This is a genomic window from Pseudomonas sp. GD03875 (genome assembly GCF_029840585.1).
Classification (GTDB): domain Bacteria; phylum Pseudomonadota; class Gammaproteobacteria; order Pseudomonadales; family Pseudomonadaceae; genus Aquipseudomonas; species Aquipseudomonas paralcaligenes.
Map to the genome: position 1 here is coordinate 46,990 of NZ_JAOCCV010000029.1, position 20,012 is coordinate 67,001.

Annotated in this window: 18 protein-coding genes; 12 read left to right on the forward strand and 6 right to left on the reverse strand. The window is 57.5% G+C overall.

The features are described from left to right. Positions 1-2: 2 nt before the first annotated feature. From N5D30_RS20655 to N5D30_RS20675, 5 genes are read left to right on the forward strand one after another with little or no spacing between them, the layout of a single operon-like run. Complete coding sequence (locus tag N5D30_RS20655) at positions 3-977, forward strand: hypothetical protein (protein WP_279910497.1); 975 nt, start codon at positions 3-5, stop codon at positions 975-977. A gap of 16 nt (positions 978-993) precedes the next feature. Then, on the forward strand, positions 994-2,223 hold the full coding sequence (locus N5D30_RS20660; protein ID WP_279910498.1) for a glycosyltransferase: 1,230 nt from the start codon (positions 994-996) through the stop codon (positions 2,221-2,223). A 27-nt stretch (positions 2,224-2,250) separates the two neighbouring features. Beyond that, a complete protein-coding gene (gene asnB, locus N5D30_RS20665) occupies positions 2,251-4,179 on the forward strand; it encodes an asparagine synthase (glutamine-hydrolyzing) (RefSeq protein WP_279910499.1) in 1,929 nt (642 codons plus the stop codon). A gap of 28 nt (positions 4,180-4,207) precedes the next feature. Further along, a complete protein-coding gene (locus tag N5D30_RS20670) occupies positions 4,208-5,407 on the forward strand; it encodes a glycosyltransferase (RefSeq protein WP_279910500.1) in 1,200 nt (399 codons plus the stop codon). Beyond that, a complete protein-coding gene (locus tag N5D30_RS20675; protein WP_279910501.1) occupies positions 5,404-6,663 on the forward strand; it encodes a glycosyltransferase family 4 protein in 1,260 nt (419 codons plus the stop codon). Before N5D30_RS20670 ends, N5D30_RS20675 begins: the two co-directional genes overlap by 4 nt. 44 nt (positions 6,664-6,707) lie before the next feature. Here N5D30_RS20675 and sutA read toward each other — a convergent pair whose 3' ends face one another. The 5 genes from sutA to glnK all read right to left on the reverse strand — a co-directional run bounded on the left by sutA (position 6,708) and on the right by glnK (position 10,742). Then, positions 6,708-7,034, reverse strand: coding sequence for a transcriptional regulator SutA (gene sutA / locus N5D30_RS20680; protein WP_279910502.1), 327 nt, complete (start codon positions 7,032-7,034; stop codon positions 6,708-6,710). 98 nt (positions 7,035-7,132) lie between these two features. Beyond that, positions 7,133-7,558, reverse strand: a complete 426-nt coding sequence (locus N5D30_RS20685; RefSeq protein ID WP_279902929.1) for a secondary thiamine-phosphate synthase enzyme YjbQ — start codon at positions 7,556-7,558, stop codon at positions 7,133-7,135. Between the two features lie 145 nt (positions 7,559-7,703). Beyond that, positions 7,704-8,954, reverse strand: coding sequence for an ammonium transporter (locus tag N5D30_RS20690; protein ID WP_279902931.1), 1,251 nt, complete (start codon positions 8,952-8,954; stop codon positions 7,704-7,706). A 95-nt stretch (positions 8,955-9,049) separates the two neighbouring features. Beyond that, entirely contained in the window at positions 9,050-10,366 is a 1,317-nt protein-coding gene (locus N5D30_RS20695) for an ammonium transporter (protein ID WP_220812528.1), read from the reverse strand. A 37-nt stretch (positions 10,367-10,403) separates the two neighbouring features. Then, a complete protein-coding gene (glnK, locus tag N5D30_RS20700) occupies positions 10,404-10,742 on the reverse strand; it encodes a P-II family nitrogen regulator (RefSeq protein ID WP_021700071.1) in 339 nt (112 codons plus the stop codon). A 409-nt stretch (positions 10,743-11,151) separates the two neighbouring features. Here glnK and N5D30_RS20705 point away from each other — a divergent pair, with 409 nt between their 5' ends. The 6 genes from N5D30_RS20705 to N5D30_RS20730 are packed head-to-tail and all read left to right on the forward strand — an operon-like array spanning position 11,152 to position 18,010. Further along, entirely contained in the window at positions 11,152-11,415 is a 264-nt protein-coding gene (locus N5D30_RS20705) for an accessory factor UbiK family protein (protein WP_279910503.1), read from the forward strand. 34 nt (positions 11,416-11,449) lie between these two features. Next, a complete protein-coding gene (locus N5D30_RS20710) occupies positions 11,450-12,562 on the forward strand; it encodes a YifB family Mg chelatase-like AAA ATPase (protein ID WP_279910504.1) in 1,113 nt (370 codons plus the stop codon). Then, positions 12,543-13,841 carry a site-specific integrase gene (locus N5D30_RS20715; RefSeq protein WP_279910505.1) on the forward strand — a complete coding sequence of 433 codons (1,299 nt, stop codon included), beginning with the start codon at positions 12,543-12,545 and terminating at the stop codon, positions 13,839-13,841. Before N5D30_RS20710 ends, N5D30_RS20715 begins: the two co-directional genes overlap by 20 nt. Then, the gene (locus N5D30_RS20720) at positions 13,838-15,550 is read left to right on the forward strand and encodes a site-specific integrase (protein ID WP_279910506.1); all 1,713 of its coding nucleotides are present in this window, start codon (positions 13,838-13,840) and stop codon (positions 15,548-15,550) included. The genes N5D30_RS20715 and N5D30_RS20720 overlap by 4 nt, the downstream gene beginning before the upstream one ends. After that, positions 15,547-17,598 carry a hypothetical protein gene (locus N5D30_RS20725; protein WP_279910507.1) on the forward strand — a complete coding sequence of 684 codons (2,052 nt, stop codon included), beginning with the start codon at positions 15,547-15,549 and terminating at the stop codon, positions 17,596-17,598. The genes N5D30_RS20720 and N5D30_RS20725 overlap by 4 nt, the downstream gene beginning before the upstream one ends. After that, on the forward strand, positions 17,579-18,010 hold the full coding sequence (locus N5D30_RS20730; protein WP_279910508.1) for a hypothetical protein: 432 nt from the start codon (positions 17,579-17,581) through the stop codon (positions 18,008-18,010). Before N5D30_RS20725 ends, N5D30_RS20730 begins: the two co-directional genes overlap by 20 nt. A gap of 377 nt (positions 18,011-18,387) precedes the next feature. On the opposite strand, the gene N5D30_RS20735 is transcribed toward N5D30_RS20730, so the two are convergent. Further along, positions 18,388-18,807 carry a helix-turn-helix transcriptional regulator gene (locus N5D30_RS20735; RefSeq protein WP_347881206.1) on the reverse strand — a complete coding sequence of 140 codons (420 nt, stop codon included), beginning with the start codon at positions 18,805-18,807 and terminating at the stop codon, positions 18,388-18,390. Here N5D30_RS20735 and N5D30_RS20740 point away from each other — a divergent pair. After that, a complete protein-coding gene (locus tag N5D30_RS20740; protein WP_279910509.1) occupies positions 18,806-19,225 on the forward strand; it encodes a hypothetical protein in 420 nt (139 codons plus the stop codon). The genes N5D30_RS20735 and N5D30_RS20740 overlap by 2 nt on opposite strands. Positions 19,226-20,012: the final 787 nt, after the last annotated feature.

Genomic DNA, 20,012 nt, shown 5'->3' on the forward strand with positions numbered 1-20,012 from the left:
CGATGATCAGAAAAAGAAAACTAATCAGAACCCTAACAGCGCTAACCTTTTTATTAGCTGTACCATTCGGGCTAGCCTGGATAACTAGTGCGCGACTAACAAATGCGTTTAAATGGGGCGATTTTCCTATTATCCCCATTCAGCCATCTTCGGAAGAGTCTCTACACGTCGAATATCCTTCGGTCTATCTCACCAGCAGTGGCGTAAAGCTGCTGTATTCAGCCTACGGTGACGATCACCGCTGGCGCCTAAAGCTGGCCACTAGCAGCGATGATGGGAACAGCTTCACCAAGCAGGGCAACATTTTCTCCGAAAAGGAACTATCTTTCGAAGGTAACTACGCCTTTCCGTTTGTACGTGAAGTGCAGACCAACGACTCCAAGCTTTACGAACTCTACTTCGCGGCCTCCGATGACGGCACGGGTCAGTATTCGGCTCTTTACCGTTCACGTAGCATCAACGGCCTCGACTGGAGTGCGCCGGAGAAATTTCTGGCCGGGAATGCCCTGGACCCCATCGTTCTACAGCAGGGCGGCAAGGATTACATTATCTTCACCGCACGCCACGGTGATGACAACGTGGTGATGAAAAGCGAGATCGGCCAGAACGGCAACGCTGGCGTTCCATCTATCATCTATACCCCATCCGTTGGTCTCTACACCCTAGGGCTACTCAAGCTCAACGGCAAGAACATAGTCGTTGTGGAAAACGAGCGCAGCTGGACAGCTACATGTTTTGGCAGTGGCGGTACACTTCTTGACAGCCTGGGTGAGCCGGTGGCGAGCTTCTACAAAAAATCAAATAAAAAATGGGACTCACTTAAGTATGGGATGGACTTTGTCGATATCGGTGAGACTCACCGTATCTATTACAACGGAATTGAAGATCATGGTGTCGAAACTGGCGGCCAGATCGGCACGGGCACCTACGATCCGAGCATGATTGCCGAAAGGCTGAACCTACAGAACTGCCAGTAAGCCGGTCCCCCTACCCATGAATATTCTGATGGTTACTGCCGATCACCTGATGATCGACCGCCGCATCATTCAAGAGGCCGAAACTTTGGTCGCCCAAGGTCATTCGGTGACTCTGCTTGCTGGTTTCGAATGCTCCAACCGCGAGTCTTATGAACTCAACGGCATTCGTATCGAACGCTTCGTCTATGACTGGGCGGACTCACGCTTCGCCGCACTCTGCAAGCGCTACAAACTGGTGCCAGGCAGTCGCAAGCATCAGTGGGCCTGGAAAGCATTTCGTGCCTGGGCGAGTCGGATATCTGGGCTGAACAGCTTTGAGCACTTCGTGTTTGATCGCCTGCTCGAGTACCAAGTCGATGTCGTCCATGCGCACGATTTCCCGATGCTTGCGCCAGCACTGGCCCTTGCGCGCTTGCGCAAGATTCCCCTGGTATATGACGCACACGAGCTTTATTACGCTCAAGTCCAGCTGCCCAAGACAGTACAGCAACGTTACAAGCACAAGGAATGCAAGCTGATCAAGTCGGTAGATGCGGCGATCACTGTCAATCCGTACATCGCTGACATCATGGCCGAGCGATACGCGATACCGACACCTGAGGTAATCCTCAACGCCGCCCCGCTTAAGCCTATTTCCAAGGCGTCGCCGCTGCGTGAACGTTTTGGCCTCTCTGCTGACGCCAACATCCTCCTCTACCAGGGCTGGATTTCGGATAACCGAGGAATCGAGCGGGTGGTGGGAGCAACCAAGGAGTTCTCTGCCAACATCTATCTGATTATCGTCGGCTATGGCGCTTTCGAGGAGCAACTCAAAGAACAAGTACGGCTCAACGATTTGCAGGACCGCGTGCTGTTTTATGGCGGTGTGCCTTCGGATGAGCTGCATGTACTGACGTGTGATGCAGACCTGGGGATCATTCCCTACCACGGCGTCGATGAGAACAACTATTTCTGCAGTCCAAACAAGCTGTTCGAGTTCGCCATCGCGGGTCTGCCATTTATCAGCAACGACCTACCTTTTTTGCGTGATGTAGTGCAGGCCTATGGCAATGGTCAGCTGGCGGATCTGGGATCGTCCAAAGCTATTGCCCACGTGGTGAACGCCATTTTCTCAAACCCGGAGCAGCTGGAGGCGCTGCGCGCGGGAGCGGGCGTAGCAAGGGAGTTCATTAATTGGGAAGTAGAGGGCGAAAAGCTCTTGGGCATCTATCAGCGACTGCCTTTCGCTAATTGCAAGAACAAATAGTCCCTTGATCGGTTAGGCGAAATAACTATGTGTGGCATTACTGGAATTCTTTCGACCATCGGGCCGCCAGAACAACTGCGTGATGGAGTTCAGCAAATGATGGCCTCGATCCGCCATCGCGGCCCGGATGGCGACGGCATCTGGCTGGATGAGAAACGCCCTGTCGGTCTGGGACACGTACGCCTGGCCATCATCGACCCGGAGCACGGCAAGCAGCCGATGACGACCGAGGATGGCCGCTATGTCGTGGTATTCAACGGCGCCATCTACAACTACCTGGAGTTGCGCCGGGAGCTGACCGGCAAGGGTCATCCGATCCACAGCTATTCGGATACCGAAGTGCTTCTCTATGCCTACCGGGAATGGGGCGAGCAGTTCGTCGACCGCCTGATCGGCATGTTCGCCTTCGCCATCTGGGACAAGCACGAGCAGCGGCTGTTCTGTGCGCGCGACCGGATCGGCATCAAGCCGTTCTACTACCGTTTCGATGGGCAGCGCCTGCTGTTCGCCTCGGAGATCAAGGCGATCCTGGCCGATCCCGGTGTCGAGGCCGCCGCGAACTTCGAAGGACTGCAGGACTACCTGACCTTCCAGTTCTGCCTGGACCAGAAGACCCTGTTCAAGGGCATCGACAAGCTGGAGCCGGGACACTGCCTTAGCGCCCATTACGAGGGCGACGTGCTCAAGGTCGCCACCCGCCAGTACTGGGACCTGCGCTACGAGATCGACGAGGAGCACGACGAGCGCTACTTCATCGACACGCTGTCCGGCCTGATCGACGACTCCATCCGCCTTCACCTGCGTTCCGATGTGCCGCTGGGAGCGCACCTTTCCGGCGGGCTGGATTCCAGCTCCATCGTCTGCCTGGCGTCGCGCATGCTCGGGGGCGAGCAGCTGAAGACCTTCACCGGGGCCTTCAGCGAGGGGCCCCAATTCGATGAGACCGCCTACGCCAAGGTGGTCTCGTCCTTCGCCGGTACGGCCTACCACGAAATCTTCATTCCGGCCGGGCATGAACTGCCCGATGTGCTGCCACGGCTGATGTATTACATGGACGAGCCGCTGGCCGGCCCCGGCGTGATTCCCCAGTACTACGTCTCCCGTCTCGCCAGCGAGCATGTGAAGGTGGTGATGGGCGGACAGGGCGGCGACGAGCTGTTCATCGGCTATGCGCGCTACATGGCCGTCTACCTGGAGAAATGCCTGTCGGGCGCCATCTACCAGACGGCGAACCAGCGGCGCTACGCGGTTTCCCTCGAATCCATCGTGCCGAACCTGCCGTTGCTGGCGACCTACCAGCCCATGCTGCAGAACCTGTGGATGGATGGACTGTTCAATTCGCACGACCAGCGCTACTTCCGCCTGACGGATCGCAGTGAGGGCATGAGCCAGCTGTTCAACCCCGAGGCGTTACGCGGTGCCGGCAACTATTCGCCGTTCGAGTCCTTCCAGCGCATCTTCAACCGCGACGAACTGCATTCCCTGGTCAACCAGATGACCTACTTCGACCTGAAAGGCTCCCTGCCGGCGTTGCTGCACGTCGAGGATCGCACCAGCATGGCGGCCTCCATCGAATCGCGCGTGCCGCTGCTGGATCACCGCATCGTCGAGTTCATGGCCAGCATCCCGCCCAACATCAAGTTCGCCGGCGGCCGCATGAAGCACCTGTTCAAGGAGTCGGTACGCAGCGCGGTCCCCCAGACGATCTTCGAGCGCAAGGACAAGATGGGCTTCCCCACCCCGCTGACGCAGTGGACCAAGGGTGTCGCCCGCGAGTTCGTGATGGACACGCTGCTCTCCGGACGGGCCCGGCAGCGTGGCCTGTACAACCCGGAAGCGGTCGAGAAGGCGCTGACGGACGAGCGAGAGTTCGGCCGTATCGTCTGGGGCCTGCTGTGCCTGGAACTCTGGCATCGCATCTTCATCGACAAGGACATGCAGCCCGGTGGCATCTGATTTCCGGCCGCCCTCGCGGCGAATACTGATGCTGTGCACCGACCGCCGGATCGACCGCCGGATATCGCTCCAGGCGGACAGCCTGGAGGAAGACGGCTGGCAGGTAACGATCCTGGCCATGCCGCTCGACCAGCCCGCCCCGGAAACGGACCCGCGCGTGGTCCGCCTCGGCGCGGCCGGCATGCAGGCGCGCCGGGAAGGCCGGGTCCTGGCGATCTACCGTGTGGTACGCCGCCATCTGCCGATGAACGGCCGGCTCATGCGCCTGCTGAAGTCGTTCGCCTGGCGCTTCCTGGTCGATCAGGAACGCTTCTATCTCAACCTGTTTCTCGCCGACGGACGCCGCCACCCGGCGGAGATCGTGGTGGCCCACGACCTGCCCATGCTGGCGGTCGGCAGAGCCCTGGCCGAGGAGTTAGGTGCACGCCTGGTCTACGACAGCCACGAGCTCTATAGCGAGCAGGAGTTTTCTCCGGGCCAGCGGGCGGCCTGGGCGAAGATAGAGCGCCGGCACATCCATGCCTGCGACCGGGTGATCACCGTCAACCCGTCGATCGCGAAGGAGCTGCAGACCCGGTACGGACTGGCCAAGGTCGAGGTGATTCTCAATGCTGAGCGCGTAGGACAGTTGCCGCCACGCTCGACGTACCTGCACAAGCACTTCGGCATTCCCGCCGCGCATCGGATCCTGCTCTTTCAGGGAGGCCTTTCCGCCACGCGGAACCTGGTCGAACTGGTCGAGGCGATGGCACGGCTGAGCGACAGGAGCATCCACTTGGTCCTGCTGGGCGATGGTCAGTTGTGGCACAGCCTGCAGCGACTGGTCGCACAGCGGGGATTGCAGGAACAGGTCCATTTGCACCCGGCGGTAGCCCAGGCCGAGCTGCTGGCCGTCACCGCCGCCGCGGACGCCGGAGTGATCCCCTATCAGGGCATCTGCCTGAACAACTACTACTGCACGCCGAACAAGCTGTTCGAATTCGTGGCCGCCGGGCTGCCGATTCTCGCCAGCGATCTGCCAGAGCTGCGCCGTCTGGTGGAGGATCAGCAGATCGGCCGCGTGGCCGATCTGGGCACCCCCGCCACCATCGCGACGGCCATCGCGGACTTCTTCGCCGATGAGCAACGCCTGCAGCGCTGGCGGGACAATCTGCTCGAGGTACGCCGGGAATTGAGCTGGGAACGCGAAGGCGAGCGGCTCAAGCGGATCTATGGGGCGTTCCGATGAAAGTGGCGGTCATCTACCAGTACTATCAGGGCCACGCCTCGCCCGGCCATTCGCTGATCTACGAACTGACCCAGCACCTCGCCGGCAACGGACACGAGGTCACGGTGGTGTCCGGGGAGACCGGCTACATGCGGCCCGCGCAGTCCGGCCGCCCCTGGTACAAGCGCCTGCTGCGGCGCGAGCGCGACGGTGCGGTCCAGGTCATCCGTACCTACACCTACTCGCAGCTGCACCGCAGCTACCTGGGCAGGCTGCTCGGCTTCATCTCGTTCTCGCTGACGGCCCCAGTCGGCCTGCTGGTCGCCCCGAGACCGGACGTGGTGCTGGCCTCCTCTCCGCCCATCTTCCCGATGTTTCCCATCTGGCTGGTGTGCAAGCTGCTCCGCATCCCCATGGTCTTCGAGGTCCGCGACCTATGGCCGGAGTCCGCCGTGCAGATGGGCATCCTGCACAACCGGCAGTTGATCGCCATCATGTCCTGGATGGAGCGGGTGCTCTACGACAACGCGGCCCACATAGTCGCCTTGACGCATGGCATTCGCGACGACATTCACCGGCGCGGCTGGCCCGCCGAGAAGCTGGAGGTCATCACCTGCGGCATCGATACCGGAATGCTCTTCCCGGACGCAGCGGCCGGTGCGGAAGTACGCCGTGCGCATGGCTGGCAGGGACGCGAACTGGTGCTCTACCTGGGCGCCATGGGAGAAGCCAACAATCTTGAAGTGATACTGGAGGCCGCGCGCCGCTGCCAGCGGGAGAACGTACTGTTCCTGCTGATAGGCGACGGCATGAAGCGCCCTCATCTGGAGGCGCGCCTCGACGCGCTGGGGCTGGGCAACGTGCGCATTCTGCCGCCGATTCCCAAGGAGGAGGTTCGGGGCTACATCAATGCGGCGGACATCTGCCTGGTCACGTTGATGGACATCCCCCTGTTCAAGGGCGCCATTCCCACCAAACTGCTGGATTACATGGCCTGCGGTCGTCCCGTGCTCTGCGGGGTTGCCGGCGAGGCTGGCGAGATTCTGGAAAGATCGGGCGCGGGATGGATCTTTCCGGCCAACGATGCCGAGCGCCTCGCTCGCATGGTCGAGGAAATGCTTGCCGACGACCCAGCACGTTCGCGCATGGGCGAAGGCGGCGTGGCCCATGTACGCAGCCATTTCGACGCCATCGGCAACCGCATGGCGATGGAGCGCCTGCTGGCACGGGTAGCGGCGGGCGACACGCCCGGCACGGCAGGACCAGCAGCGTCATGAAAAAGCCCGCCGAATGGCGGGCTCTTTCATGGCGACGGCCGTCCTCAGATGGGGCGGCTGCCGTATTTGCTGTCCGGCTTCTTGGGCGGGTCGGCCACCACGTTGGGCTCGATCTCCTGGACCTTGCCGCCACGGGAGAGGAACTCCTCCATGGCCATGGCCAGGGCGTCGCGCTCCTTCTGCTTGGCTTCTACGCTGGGCAGCTCCTCGACCTCGTCGGCCGCCTTGGCCTTCTTGCCCGATTTGCCACCGGACTCGGCTTCGCCGCTGTCGGCCTCGGCGTCATCGCCGGAATCGGCCGCCTCCAGCTCATCGCCTTCTTCCTCGTCGGCGCCTTCCAGCTCGTCCTGTTCCAGTTCTTCGTCGCTCATGTTCTACCTCATGACTTGCGCAGAGCAGGTTACTTATAGACCAGCCGCATTCATTGCAAAAATGCCGCTGGAAAAAAACGTCATCGGCGGCCGCGCCATCAGCGCAGCTCGCCCTGCAGGGTCGCCAGCACCCGACGGGCACCGCCATGATCGCGATGCTCGCCGAGATAGATGCCCTGCCAGGTGCCGAGGTTCAACCGACCTTCGCCGATCGGCAGGCTCAGCTGGCACCCCAGCAGGCTGGACTTGAAGTGCGCCGGCAGGTCGTCCGGCCCTTCGTAGTCGTGTTCGTAGCCGCCTTCGCCCTGGGGCACGAGACGGTTGAAGAAACGCTCGAAGTCACGTCGCACCGCACCATCGGCGTTCTCGTTGATGGTCAGCGAGGCGGACGTGTGCTGCAGCCAGAGGTGCAGCAGGCCGACCCGGTAGCCCGCCAGTTCGGGCAGCGCTGCCACCAGCTCGTCGGTCACCAGGTGGAAGCCCCGCGCCCGGGCGCGCAACTGGATCGTGCGTTGCAGCCACATAGGCCGCTCCCTGCAGTCATCACTGGCGGCGCATTCTAGTGACTGTGCGCGGCGTTTTCACCTGGCCCGAGCGGGAAATTTGCAATCTGCCGCAGCGCTCGCAGAGGACATGAAGAAAGGGCGCCGAAGCGCCCTTTGCGGATGCTCACTTGCGGGTGAACTCCGGGTAGGCCTCCATGCCGCACTCGGCGATGTCGACGCCTTCGTACTCGTCTTCCTCGCTGACCCGCAGCCCCATGGCCAGCTTGATCAGGCCCCATACCACCAGGCTGGCCACGAACACCCACGCGAAGATGCAGGCCGCGCCGAGCATCTGCACGCTGAGACTGGCGCCGCCGTTGGTCAGGGGCACCGCCATCAGGCCCCAGACGCCGCTGGTGCCGTGCACCGAGATGGCGCCAACCGGGTCGTCGATGCGCAGGCGCTCCAGCATCAGGATGCTGAACACCACCAGCACACCGCCCACCGCGCCGATCAGGGTCGCCTGCACCGCCGTGGGGGTGGACGGCTCCGCGGTGATGGACACCAGCCCGGCCAGGGCGCCGTTGAGGATCATGGTCAGGTCCGCCTTGCCGAACAGCACGCGGGCCACCACCAGCGCCGCCAGCAGGCCGCCAGCGGCCGCCATGTTGGTGTTCACGAACACGCTGGCGACGGCATTGGCGTCCTCGATGCTGCTGACCTTGAGCTGGGAGCCGCCGTTGAAGCCGAACCAGCCGAACCAGAGGATCAGGGTGCCGAGCGTCGCCAGCGGCAGGTTGGCGCCGGGGATCGCGTTGATCTGCCCCTGGCTGCCGTACTTGCCCTTGCGCGCGCCGAGCAGGATGACCCCGGCCAGGGCCGCGGAGGCGCCGGCCAGGTGGACGATGCCGGAGCCGGCGAAGTCCTTGAAACCGAGCTGCTTGAGGAAGCCGCCACCCCAGGTCCAGTAGCCCTCGATCGGGTAGATCAAACCACACATGACCACGGCGAAGGCGAGGAAGGCCCACAGCTTCATGCGCTCGGCCACCGCGCCGGAGACGATGGACATGCAGGTGGCGGTGAACACCACTTGGAAGAAGAAGTCGGCCCGTTTCGAGTATCCCGGCGCATCTTCGCCACCGGCGGCCACCAGGTCCACCGCGTGCTCGGCACCGATCAGGAAGCCGAAGTGCGGCAGCACGCCACCGGCGGCCCCGCCATACATCACGTAGTAGCCGATCAGCAGGTACATCACGGCGGCCAGGGCATAGAGCACGATGTTCTTGGTGAGAATCTCCGCGGTGTTCTTGGCCCGTACCAGGCCGGATTCGAGCATGGCGAAGCCAGCCGCCATCCACATCACCAGGGCACCACAGATCAGGAGATAGAAGGTATCCAGCGCATACTGCAGGGGAATCAGAGCCGTGCTTTCCATCGAGTACTCCGTTGTACCGGTTGCACAAGGTGCGCCGCCGTTGGCGCGGAAAGAAAAACGCCCGGCGAACCGGGCGTCTGGTGCAGCAGTGAGGCTTACAGGTTGTAGCCGCGCTCGTTGTGCTCGGAGAGGTCGAGGCCGACGGTCTCGGACTCCTCGCTGACGCGCAGGCCCATCACCAGGTCGATGACCTTGAGGATGATGTAGGTCAGGACGGTGGTGTAGACGATGGTGAACAGCACGCTCTCGGTCTGGATCCACAGCTGGCTGGCGATGCTCTCGAACTCGCCGAAGCCACCCAGGGCCGGGGAGCCGAAGGCGCCCACCAGGATCGCGCCGACGATGCCGCCGATGCAGTGCACGCCGAACACGTCGAGGGAGTCGTCGTAGCCCAGCTTGCGCTTCAGGCTGGTGGCGCAGAAGAAGCAGATCACGCCAGCGGCCAGGCCGATCACCAGGGCGCCCACCGGGCCCACGGCGCCAGCGGCCGGGGTGATGGCGACCAGGCCGGCGACCACGCCGGAGGCGATGCCCAGGGCGCTCGGCTTACCGTGGGTGATCCACTCGGCGAACATCCAGGACAGGGCGGCGGCGGCGGTGGCGATCTGGGTGACCAGCATGGCCATGCCCGCGGTGTCGTCGGCAGCGGCGGCGGAGCCGGCGTTGAAGCCGAACCAGCCGACCCACAGCATGGCGGCGCCGATCAGGGTGTAGCCCAGGTTGTGCGGGGCCATCGGGGTGGTCGGGTAGCCCTTGCGCTTGCCCAGCACCAGGCAGGCCACCAGGCCGGCGATACCGGCGTTGATGTGCACCACGGTGCCGCCGGCGAAGTCGATCACGCCTTCATCCCACAGGAACGCGCCGTCGCCGGACCAGACCATGTGGCACATGGGGGCGTAGACGATGGTGAACCAGACGGTCATGAAGATCAGCATCGCGGAGAACTTCATGCGCTCGGCGAAGGCACCCACGATCAGCGCCGGGGTGATGATCGCGAAGGTCATCTGGAAGGTGATGAACACGCTTTCCGGGAAGGCACCGACCAGGCTGTCCTTGGTCAGGTTGCTCAGGAAGGCGTTGTTCAGGGTGCCGACGAAGGAGTTCAGGTTGGTGACGCCCTGCTCCATGCCGGTGGTGTCGAAGGCCAGGCTGTAGCCGTAGACGAACCAGAGGATGCTCATCAGGCCGGTGATGGCGAAACACTGCATCATCACCGAGAGAATGTTCTTGGAACGCACCATGCCGCCGTAGAACAGCGCCAGGCCGGGGATGGTCATGAACAGCACCAGCGCGGTGGCGGTCAGCATCCACGCGGTGTCGCCGGAGTTGAGGACGGCCTCGTCAGCCATGGCCAGGCCAGGGGTTACGAGGGACAAAAGGGCTCCTAGCCCTGCGATCTTACGCAGAGTCATGTGTTTTTCTCCTGGGGCGTGTTGGGGGTTCTGAGGCTTAAACTGCGTCGGTGCCGGTTTCGCCGGTACGGATGCGGATGGCCTGTTCCAGATTGACGACGAAGATCTTGCCGTCACCGATCTTGCCGGTGTTGGCCGCCTTGGTGATCGCCTCGATGACACGGTCCAGCTGGTCGTCGGCGATGGCCACGTCGATCTTCACCTTGGGCAGGAAATCGACCACATACTCCGCGCCGCGATACAGCTCGGTGTGGCCCTTCTGCCGACCGAAGCCTTTGACTTCGGTCACGGTGATGCCCTGCACGCCGATCTCCGACAGCGACTCGCGCACGTCGTCCAGCTTGAACGGCTTGATGATGGCAGTGACTAGTTTCATGAAACTCTCTCCCGTTTTGATGGACTCGCCCCAGGAAAACGAACCCGGCTCAAGTCTAAGCGCAGTGTCTGGCTTTTGAAACGCATCATCCGCACCGGCGTCCGGCCCGAGCGATGCCACCAACCGCATCCGGTGAGGCACTCCCCCGCCTCATCCTGTCCACCGGTACTGCATCGGTGCACGCGTCACGGGGTGTAAAGCAGAAAGCTTGCCAGCTATGCCAAAAGGCCACTTTTTCAGGAAGTTAGGCGGCTCCAGCGGGGAATCCGGGAAAACCGAGTGGGCGCACCGTGCGCCACATTGGTGCATTGCCAACCACCAAGGTGATCAAAAATCGTGCATCGCCCCCTGGCGAAGGGGCTCGGGGAGGGCGTGCTACACTGGCCGCCGTTTACCAACGGAATCCGCCATGCTGCCGCCCAAAGCCATCCTCGATACCCTTGCCAGCCATGCCTCGCGCCTGTTCAGCGGCGACACCCCGCTGCCGCGCGGCGAGATCGAGGCCCAGCTCAAGGCCCTGCTGCAGAGCGCATTCGGCAAGCTGGACCTGGTCAGCCGCGAGGAATTCGACAGCCAGATGGCCGTGCTCGCCCGCACCCGCGCCCGTCTTGAGGCACTGGAAGCCCGGCTGGCGGAACTGGAAGCCCAACAGACAACACCCCCCGCCGAATAAGCCCATCGGCGGGCATGCGATCAAGGAGTGATCCATGTCCCTGGCCATCGTCCACAGCCGCGCCCAGGTGGGCGTAGAAGCGCCGGCCGTCTCGGTCGAGGCGCACCTGGCCAACGGCCTGCCGGGCATGGCCCTGGTCGGCCTACCGGAAACCGCCGTCAAGGAAAGCAAGGATCGCGTGCGCAGCGCGATCCAGAATTCCGGGTTCGATTTCCCCGCCCGCAGGATCACCCTCAACCTGGCGCCTGCCGACCTGCCCAAGGATGGCGGGCGCTTCGACCTGGCCATCGCCCTGGGCATCCTCGCCGCCAACGGACAGGTGCCGGCCGAGGCCCTGGGCACGCTGGAATGCCTCGGCGAGCTAGCCCTGTCGGGCGAACTGCGACCGGTACGCGGCGTGCTGCCGGCGGCGCTAGCCGCCCGTGCCGCCGGACGCACCCTGGTGGTGCCGAAGGCCAACGCCGAGGAAGCCTGCCTGGCCTCCGGGCTGGTCGTGCTGGCCGCCGACCACCTGCTGGAAATCGCCGCCCATCTCAATGGCCACACGCCGCTGCCGCCCTACCAGGCCGGCGGCCTGCTGCGCGCCACGCCCGACTACCCCGACCTGGCCGACGTGCAGGGCCAGCTGGCGGCCAAGCGCGCCCTGCTGATCGCTGCCAGCGGCGGCCACAACCTGCTGTTCAGCGGCCCGCCCGGCACCGGCAAGACCCTGCTGGCCAGCCGCCTGCCGGGCCTGCTGCCGCCGCTCGGCGAAGACGAGGCCCTGGAGGTCGCCGCCATCCAGTCGGTGGCCAGCCTGGCACCGCTGGAACGCTGGCCGCAGCGGCCGTTCAGGACGCCGCACCACAGCGCTTCCGCCGCGGCGCTGGTCGGTGGCGGCGGACAACCACAGCCAGGCGAGATCACCCTGGCGCACCAGGGCGTGCTGTTCCTCGACGAGCTGCCGGAGTTCGACCGCAAGGTACTGGAGGTCCTGCGCGAGCCACTGGAATCCGGCAGCATCGTGATCGCCCGGGCGCGGGACAAGGTGCGCTTCCCTGCCCGCTTCCAGCTGGTCGCCGCGATGAACCCCTGCCCCTGTACCTATAACATGCAGCTACAGAATTGCACCCATAACATGACCTACCATGGACAAAAACAGAGATAGGCATCCAATGGCATCGCTAGAAATGATTAATTTCACACGCATGAGCTCGACGGTTGCCGAAGGCAGGGTTCATTGGTCACGTGTTGACCAAGCTGCTATCAGGGGACTGCCTCAAATTTTCTGGAGCGACAACACCCCTTGGCGGGAAGCAAATCTCTGGGCTACTCAAAGGGCGGCGGACAAAAGCACTAACGTAAAAACCATTTTGTCTGCAATGAAACACATCCATGCATATGCGATTTGGCTCGAGAGGGAATCTATTGATTGGTGGCACTTTCCCATAAGAGAGGCGGACCGGTGCCTCTTGAAATTCCGGGGGCATTTGATTCACCAACGTGATAACGGCCAAATCTCTCCGTCAACTAGCTCGCAAAGAATCAACGCAGTAATCCGTTTCTATCGTTGGCTGAAAAAAGAGAATTTAATTTCCTCCCAGAACCCCATGTGGAATGATCGAAAAATTGGGATCCACATAGAGGATTCAATGGGTTTTGTTCGAACGATAGAGAAAGAGGCTACCGATCTTTCCATTAGAAATACTAAAAAAATTGGCCGCGCTCTGGAAGACGGCCTATTACCCGTATCGAGTGAGGCTGCTACACAAATACTTAACTTCGCAGATACGAATGCCAGCGTAGAGTTAGCACTGATGCTAAAGCTTGGTTTCACGACTGGCATGCGCATCGGAACAATATGCGACCTAAAAGAGCTAACCATAGAACATTCGGTACCAAATCCATGGATACCAGATTGGCACCTGCTAGCAGTAGGCCCTGGAGCACACCCCTCGGTGCATACAAAACTCGGCGTAACAGGCCAAGTATGGATAAGCAACAGCGTCCTTCAAATATTGCGTGAGTATATGTTCAGCACTAGGCGACTAAAAAGACAAGCCCTAGCCAAGCCTGAACATAGGGATGTAATTTTCCTCAATAGATTCGGTAAACCTTATGCTTCTGAAGGAGTTGACTCTAGCCAAGCGATTAACGTCGAGATGACCCGACTCAGAAAGGCAGGACTGACCCACGGAATAAAATCCCTTCGCGATTTTCACTTCCATAGGACTAGATGCACTTTCGGAACAGAACTAGCAAGAGTCACTCTGAAACACGGCGGAGCAAAGACAGCAATCAGCCTCGTTATGTTGGCCTTACTACACAGAGACGAAAGAACAACATTAAGATATATAAAATTCGTTGAGCAACAAGCGGCTGCTAGCGAGCTTGGCAACGAGTACACTCGGAATTTCTTGAGTCTAGATTTTAGGCCAACAAAATGATCATTCCTGACTTGACTCTCAAGGGGATTGCTTATGGGACTCATGAAACAAAACTTGATCTACGATTCTTGCTCTACAAAGGTGGAGCGGCAAGCAATATAAAAAAGGTCCAGGGAAAAATTGAGAGGGGAGAACTTGGCGCCCCCATAGCTGAGCGCTTACCACTGGTTATAAATTTCTATGACGGGCTAATAGCCGACATCAACATGGGACGCGCAAGAGCCACGGTCGAAAACCGGTACTTATACCTGAGGCTCTTCTTTTCTTGGTGTGACGAGCAAGATATCTTCATAACACGCGAGAAAATTATAGATATTTTTTATTCTTGGACAAAGATCAAAGAATTTGAAATTAAAGTACTTAAGACAGCAACCAAGAGAACTGCCTACAGGCAGGCTGTCGCTATAGCATTCCTAATATCCCGTGCAGTCTCGATAAATATAAACCTCAAAAAGAACACCAAGCTAAAGCCAAGAAAAACCACTAGAAATCCGGTCAGCAGGGAAGTTGACAAGCAGAATCTGGAAAGGACTTTTCAATTCGGCTCCTTGCTTTCAGACATATCACACGCACTAACCATAGACGCAATATACGGGCGACTACCTGTTGTTATAAATACTAAAGAAGGAAAAACTCTGACTGAATGGGCCGGGCACCCAATGCGTGAAGACCTTAAAGCCTTTCAGCCTGGCGCCGATAAGTATTCCACGAAGCTCTTATCCGATAAACGAGAGCTTAGGCATGGAAATAAATCTCATCAAGTTAGGTACCCTCTGATCAATCTTCGCATTGAGGCTGAGCTCCTAATATTCATCGCTCAAACAGGGATGAACGTATCACAAGCTCAATCCCTTCCTTTCGGGAACTTTAGCTTCAAGACCGTAGATGATGATTATCTCGCATACAGAGTTTTCAAGAAGCGAAGACAAGGCGAAGCAGAATTTGTAATCTTCAAAGAATATCGCAATCACTTTCAGTCATATCTTGACTGGCTTAAAAAGGTATTCCCCGAAGGTACAAGTAGGCTATTTCCTTTTATAGCCCAAAATGCAATCCGTAGACTGGACGATATTCGCCCCTGCCAAGCTATACAATTAAGATGCAAGAAGTTAAATATAGAATTCATATCCCCTGCAAGACTCAGAAGAACCCGCATAAATTGGCTCTTGAGAAAGAGCCGTGATCTAAATCTCACTGCAGACATCGCTCAACACACAAAGGAAACACTTATTACCGTCTATGAAGAGCCACACCATCAGGTTGCCTCTCTTGAGATATCTCGCTTCTATAACTTAGCCGACCCCGCCATATCCCCTCCAGGCCCAGGAACTTGTGTACTTCTTAATCAAGCGCCTTCATCTATCCATAACGCGCCCAACCAATCTCCTAAGCCCGACTGTATTAATCCTGCTGGGTGTCTGTTCTGTGAGTATCATAGAGATATTGACAGTCTCGATTATCTATGGGCACTCGCATCATTTCGCTATCTCAAGCGCCTCGAGCTAGATCAATACAGACCAGCCAAAGGTGGGCAGTGGGATAGTCCAGTAGTAGCAGTAATAGAGAGGATATCAGCCAAAATAGAATATTTCAGAGATAGTAGCGAAGTACGAAACCACTGGACTGAGGAGGCAAACATACGCATAAGAGAGGGACGCTATCACCCTCTATTTGATGGGACCATTCAATTAGTCGAGATCCTGCCGTGAACCCTTCGGTATATTCCCTCAACATTGAGCTAGCCAGCCATTTCCCCCCTCAAGCAGAAAATCTCTCCCCACCGGATTGGCCACCTCCGGTAGATTTTCCAATAGTCATCAACGCTGAAGGGAAAGTCGTTTCCCGTATGGGCGACAGCGTCTGGGACTTGACCATTTGGTCAGATCGGATTATCTCTATTAATTTCGATGACCAAACAAGGCACAAGGGCAGCTCCAAGATCGATAAAAGAAACGCCGACATATTTCGTCAACTTGCGGCTTGGAAACTTTATGGACCAAATTCCGCGATAACTGCAAAAGGGCTTGTGCGGTACTGCGAGATACTAAAGCCGATATTCATACTTTGCACAGCCGAAAAAATATGTGCCTCTGAGCTTATGCGTTACCCAAGGGTGATTGAGCGGATACCTAATTTTCTAGCACGATCTTCCGCGAAGTATGCATTAACACTTTTGCACGAGCTATGGGAAAGCAGAGCCTCTGTCGGAGTAGAAATACTTGATCCATATTTCTTACAAAAGCTTTCATTATCAATTACAGAGCATCAGCGCGCACAAACCCCTTATATACCTCCACGCATCTGGCTTTACCAAGTAAACCGGCTTCGCCAATGCATAGATGAGTTCAACGAACATCAAGATAAAATAGAGGATTGCTATCATTTTTGCTTAGATGCGTATGCGCATAATGCCGGTTCTCTAGCTAACGCGTGCCAAGGAAAAATACTCGATTGCCGCCGTCCATTTTATAGTGGCGCGCAGGTATTGAACGGCAGTAGAACCAACGTTAAATATTATGGAAAATTCAGAAACACAGCAAATCGCTTTGGCATAGATAGCTTACTTTCACGATGGATTCCTGACTACGACCGCGCCGGAGTCAAGGCCTTTTCCTCATATTTCACTCTCGTAAGTTTCGTCGGCATTGCTTATCTCCTAAATTTCTCGATGATGAGACATGAGGAAGGCTTTTCGTTAAGGTCCAATTGCCTATCCTCTGAAAAAGATCCAGTAACTAATGAAGAAATATTTCTTCTAGAAAGTATTACAACTAAAACAATTGAAGACGAAGGTGCTTTTTGGATCACCAGCCCATCTGCCAAAGTAGCACTTAACGCTCTACGAACAATTGCCAAACTCAGATTTATTGCTGCATCAGCACATCCCGATGTCAAGGTGACTGCTCTCGATGAGAATAATCCCCTTCTATTTATGAGAGCTTACGAGCCATGGCGACACCGCGGTGAACATATCGACAAGCCAATGCAGACAAAGCTCACTCGCCAGCACTACACGGCGTACATTCAAAGATTTCCATTCCTATTCGACTCTGAAGAGCTGCGCATTACAGACGAAGACCTCAAAATAGCGCGTTTAATCAATCCAGACTTAGACCCCATCAATTACGCAAAGGGTAGTATTTGGCCACTATCTTGGCATCAGCTAAGGAGGACCGGCGCAGTAAACATGAGTGCATCTGGTCTCGTAGGGGATGCCTCGGTTCAGTATCAGCTTAAACATGCGCGTCGTGGCATGTCCCGCTACTATGGGCAAGGATTCTTCAAATTGGACATTTGCCTCAACCTTGAAGCGCGAACTGAGTACATAAGGACAATGTACGAGATGATTGCCAAGGAGTTTAACGCTCTTCAGAACCCTAGGTTCGTAAGCCCACATGGCGAGAAGCGTAAAGCTCAAATTCTTAACATCATTAGCGAGAAGGACATGAAAAGCCTTCTAAAGGCCGCGCAAGAAGGTAAAATCGCTTTTCGCCAGAACTTCCTTGGCGGATGTACTTACAAAGGGCATTGCCCTTATGGCGGGATTGATAACATTGCCAGGTGCGGTGGTGGTGATGGAAAGCCGCCGTGCGACGACCTTATCTATGATAGAGAGAGAGCCCCATTGATTAGATCACTAGGGGATTCAATTTCTGCACGGCTGTCAGTCGCACCGGCTGGTAGTCCGCTAGAGCTGTCACTTTTGGCCCAACAACGAGCTGTGGAGAATGCGCTGAATGTCCTCTCCATCGATTAGCAGAGCTGAAGCTGCTTTCCGCGAAGCCTTTGATCGCCTGAAAACGAACCAACCCGAGCTTCTACCAAAGAGCTCACCTGTTTCCCAAAACAATGTTGCTCGAGAGGCGGGACTCGATCCATCTGCACTCAAAAAGGCACGTTACCCCGGTCTAATAGCAGAGATCCAACTGTGGATTGAACAGTATGGCAACGAAAAGCCGATGTCAGCCCGCCAAAAAGAGCTGTCTCGGAAACAACACTCTCAAGATCTGAAGGATCGTATCCATGCGCTCCAGGCGCAGCGCGATAACCTATTAAGCTTGCTAGCTGAAGCAGACGCTAAAATACTGGAGCTTACTAGCAAGAATGAGAAGCTCGAGCTCGCATTGCCAGCCAACAACATCGCTCCACTATTCTCACGCCAACCCTGAATTTGTGTGAGCAACTCCGATACGTTGTCATTCCGACAGTGCAAAATCGCCCGCTGGCTACACAGATCAATCGCTCGAAGCGGTAGTAATTCCGTGTCCTGCTTCAGGAAGCTGCTCCCTGCTCTTACTCAAGATCAGCTATCCCATTCATTCAAGGTGAGCCAGCCCGCCCGCCAGGGCTTTCGGACAGTGGAATACACCTTAGAGTGCTATCTACCCAGATCGCGATGATGACGTACACCATTCGTGCCAGCCGAGCTCTAACGCCCGCTTCCAAGTTCCTGCTGCAACACTGAAACGAGATCAGCACGCTTACTCCACTGCCCAGCAGCACACATCTAGGCGTGTGCTAAGGCTGCAGATACGCCCTGATCAACTCATAAGCGATTGCGAGCTCCTGACCCCACCTCATCGGTGGTAGTCCCATCGCCGCCGAAACCGCTCGCCAGCAACTCTTTCTCCGCCGCCCTCAGAAGCGCGTCCACAGTCATGCCGCTTGTCAGTAGATACGTCGCCGCCAATAGTGTCAGGGGCTGAAGGCCCAATAGACCAGATATCTCGTCGACCTTTTCGATCGTAGGCGACTTCTTTCCACGCTCTAGGGTGCTTAGGTAGGTTCGACTGCTGACGATGGAAAAGTCTTCTTGTGTCTTCCCCTTTGATTTTCGAAGTTGCCTCAATGCTTGCCCGAATGCGCTGTTCAGTTCCATTTGCACTACCCGCAAAAGGAACGATGAAGCAATAATGAATTCTATAGGACTACAATCTATAGTGTTCATTTTGATGAGGTGACGCATGTTTCTGACCATGGAGCACGCAGAGATACCGGCTGGCGCCCTCGTGAAAGGAGCCCATGCCTGGCGGTATGTTGAATGCCTGACTACTCGCCCCTGGTTTCTTGTCGATGTGCTTGAGCACGATGCCGGCTACGTTAGGCCAGCTACCTATTTGATGAAGGATCTGGAAGGCTTGCTTGAGCTTGCGGGCGCTAAAGATCAAGGATGGGAAATCAATAGCGTGTACTTGGTGAGCTGTGGCGGGCGCAGCGATAGCGAAGGGTGGACGATGGCCAAGCTGAAGCAGATTCTGCGCGTTCATGCGGGACGTGAGTCCTCACTTGCTTACATTCTGCATCCAAACTCTACGTACTTCGAGAGCCAGAGAGTCACGAGCCATGCAGAAACTAGTCGCCAAGTCATAGTGACGTTCGACTAGTGCTTTCTAGCTCTTTGCTGGACTTCAAGCCTATTCGGGGCATGAGAGCAAAAACCCGCCGATTAGGGCAGCTAGGTCGCAGGCTCAAGGCCATCAACTGAGTAGCATCATGCCTCCGGTTACCGGTTTAGGCCTGTGGAAACGCTGGGCTTATGAGAACTGATCATCACACCCTTGGGTGTTGATCGTACCGACAGTGAGAGTTCTTCATCACGGCTAACCCTCAGTTCACTCAGGGTTAGCAACAACTACATTACACTCAGCGTCAAGCGCACAAGGTTGCCCGGGCTTGGGGTTTTGCTTTTTTAACTAGAATCTCGCTGCTCTCATTTGCCGCGATAGCGAAGATAGTCAGCGAAAATGGGGCCGAGAGATCAAGGTCGCCATGGTCTGTGCTGAAGATCATTCCCTTGGAAATGATGTCGGCCCGAGCCGGACTCAACAATGACTGTTTGCGCCCCATCACCTAGTGAAGCCGTCACCCTCACAAACTGCGCCTCGGCCTTGATAGTGTGCAGGTTTTCCTGCAGATGCGAGTCCGCAAGAAATCTTAGCCGTATCCGGGCCCCTACCAGCAAGCTCGGGCGGAGGAAAGCCGGCGCCTAGCGCAAAGGGGTTGCGATACGGATCTATCACAACCTCGTACGAAATATTGAAGTATAGGGAAATATAGGGGTGACTAGCGTTTTGGGGTAGATCAGCCTAGAGGTTGATATAGCTAGCCCAGTTTCAGGCCGGCCAAGTCACGGCAATCGTTCGATTGCAGCCGATGACGACGGACAGCTAC

Bases quoted from the DNA above. Each gene is read 5' to 3' on its own strand.
- N5D30_RS20655 (WP_279910497.1), top strand. From the start codon at position 3: ATGATCAGAAAAAGAAAACTAATCAGAACCCTAACAGCGCTAACCTTT.
- N5D30_RS20660 (WP_279910498.1), top strand. From the start codon at position 994: ATGAATATTCTGATGGTTACTGCCGATCACCTGATGATCGACCGCCGC.
- asnB (WP_279910499.1), top strand. From the start codon at position 2,251: ATGTGTGGCATTACTGGAATTCTTTCGACCATCGGGCCGCCAGAACAA.
- N5D30_RS20670 (WP_279910500.1), top strand. From the start codon at position 4,208: ATGCTGTGCACCGACCGCCGGATCGACCGCCGGATATCGCTCCAGGCG.
- N5D30_RS20675 (WP_279910501.1), top strand. From the start codon at position 5,404: ATGAAAGTGGCGGTCATCTACCAGTACTATCAGGGCCACGCCTCGCCC.
- sutA (WP_279910502.1), bottom strand. From the start codon at position 7,034: ATGAGCGACGAAGAACTGGAACAGGACGAGCTGGAAGGCGCCGACGAG.
- N5D30_RS20685 (WP_279902929.1), bottom strand. From the start codon at position 7,558: ATGTGGCTGCAACGCACGATCCAGTTGCGCGCCCGGGCGCGGGGCTTC.
- N5D30_RS20690 (WP_279902931.1), bottom strand. From the start codon at position 8,954: ATGGAAAGCACGGCTCTGATTCCCCTGCAGTATGCGCTGGATACCTTC.
- N5D30_RS20695 (WP_220812528.1), bottom strand. From the start codon at position 10,366: ATGACTCTGCGTAAGATCGCAGGGCTAGGAGCCCTTTTGTCCCTCGTA.
- glnK (WP_021700071.1), bottom strand. From the start codon at position 10,742: ATGAAACTAGTCACTGCCATCATCAAGCCGTTCAAGCTGGACGACGTG.
- N5D30_RS20705 (WP_279910503.1), top strand. From the start codon at position 11,152: ATGCTGCCGCCCAAAGCCATCCTCGATACCCTTGCCAGCCATGCCTCG.
- N5D30_RS20710 (WP_279910504.1), top strand. From the start codon at position 11,450: ATGTCCCTGGCCATCGTCCACAGCCGCGCCCAGGTGGGCGTAGAAGCG.
- N5D30_RS20715 (WP_279910505.1), top strand. From the start codon at position 12,543: ATGGACAAAAACAGAGATAGGCATCCAATGGCATCGCTAGAAATGATT.
- N5D30_RS20720 (WP_279910506.1), top strand. From the start codon at position 13,838: ATGATCATTCCTGACTTGACTCTCAAGGGGATTGCTTATGGGACTCAT.
- N5D30_RS20730 (WP_279910508.1), top strand. From the start codon at position 17,579: ATGTCCTCTCCATCGATTAGCAGAGCTGAAGCTGCTTTCCGCGAAGCC.
- N5D30_RS20740 (WP_279910509.1), top strand. From the start codon at position 18,806: ATGTTTCTGACCATGGAGCACGCAGAGATACCGGCTGGCGCCCTCGTG.
- N5D30_RS20735 (WP_347881206.1), bottom strand. From the start codon at position 18,807: ATGCGTCACCTCATCAAAATGAACACTATAGATTGTAGTCCTATAGAA.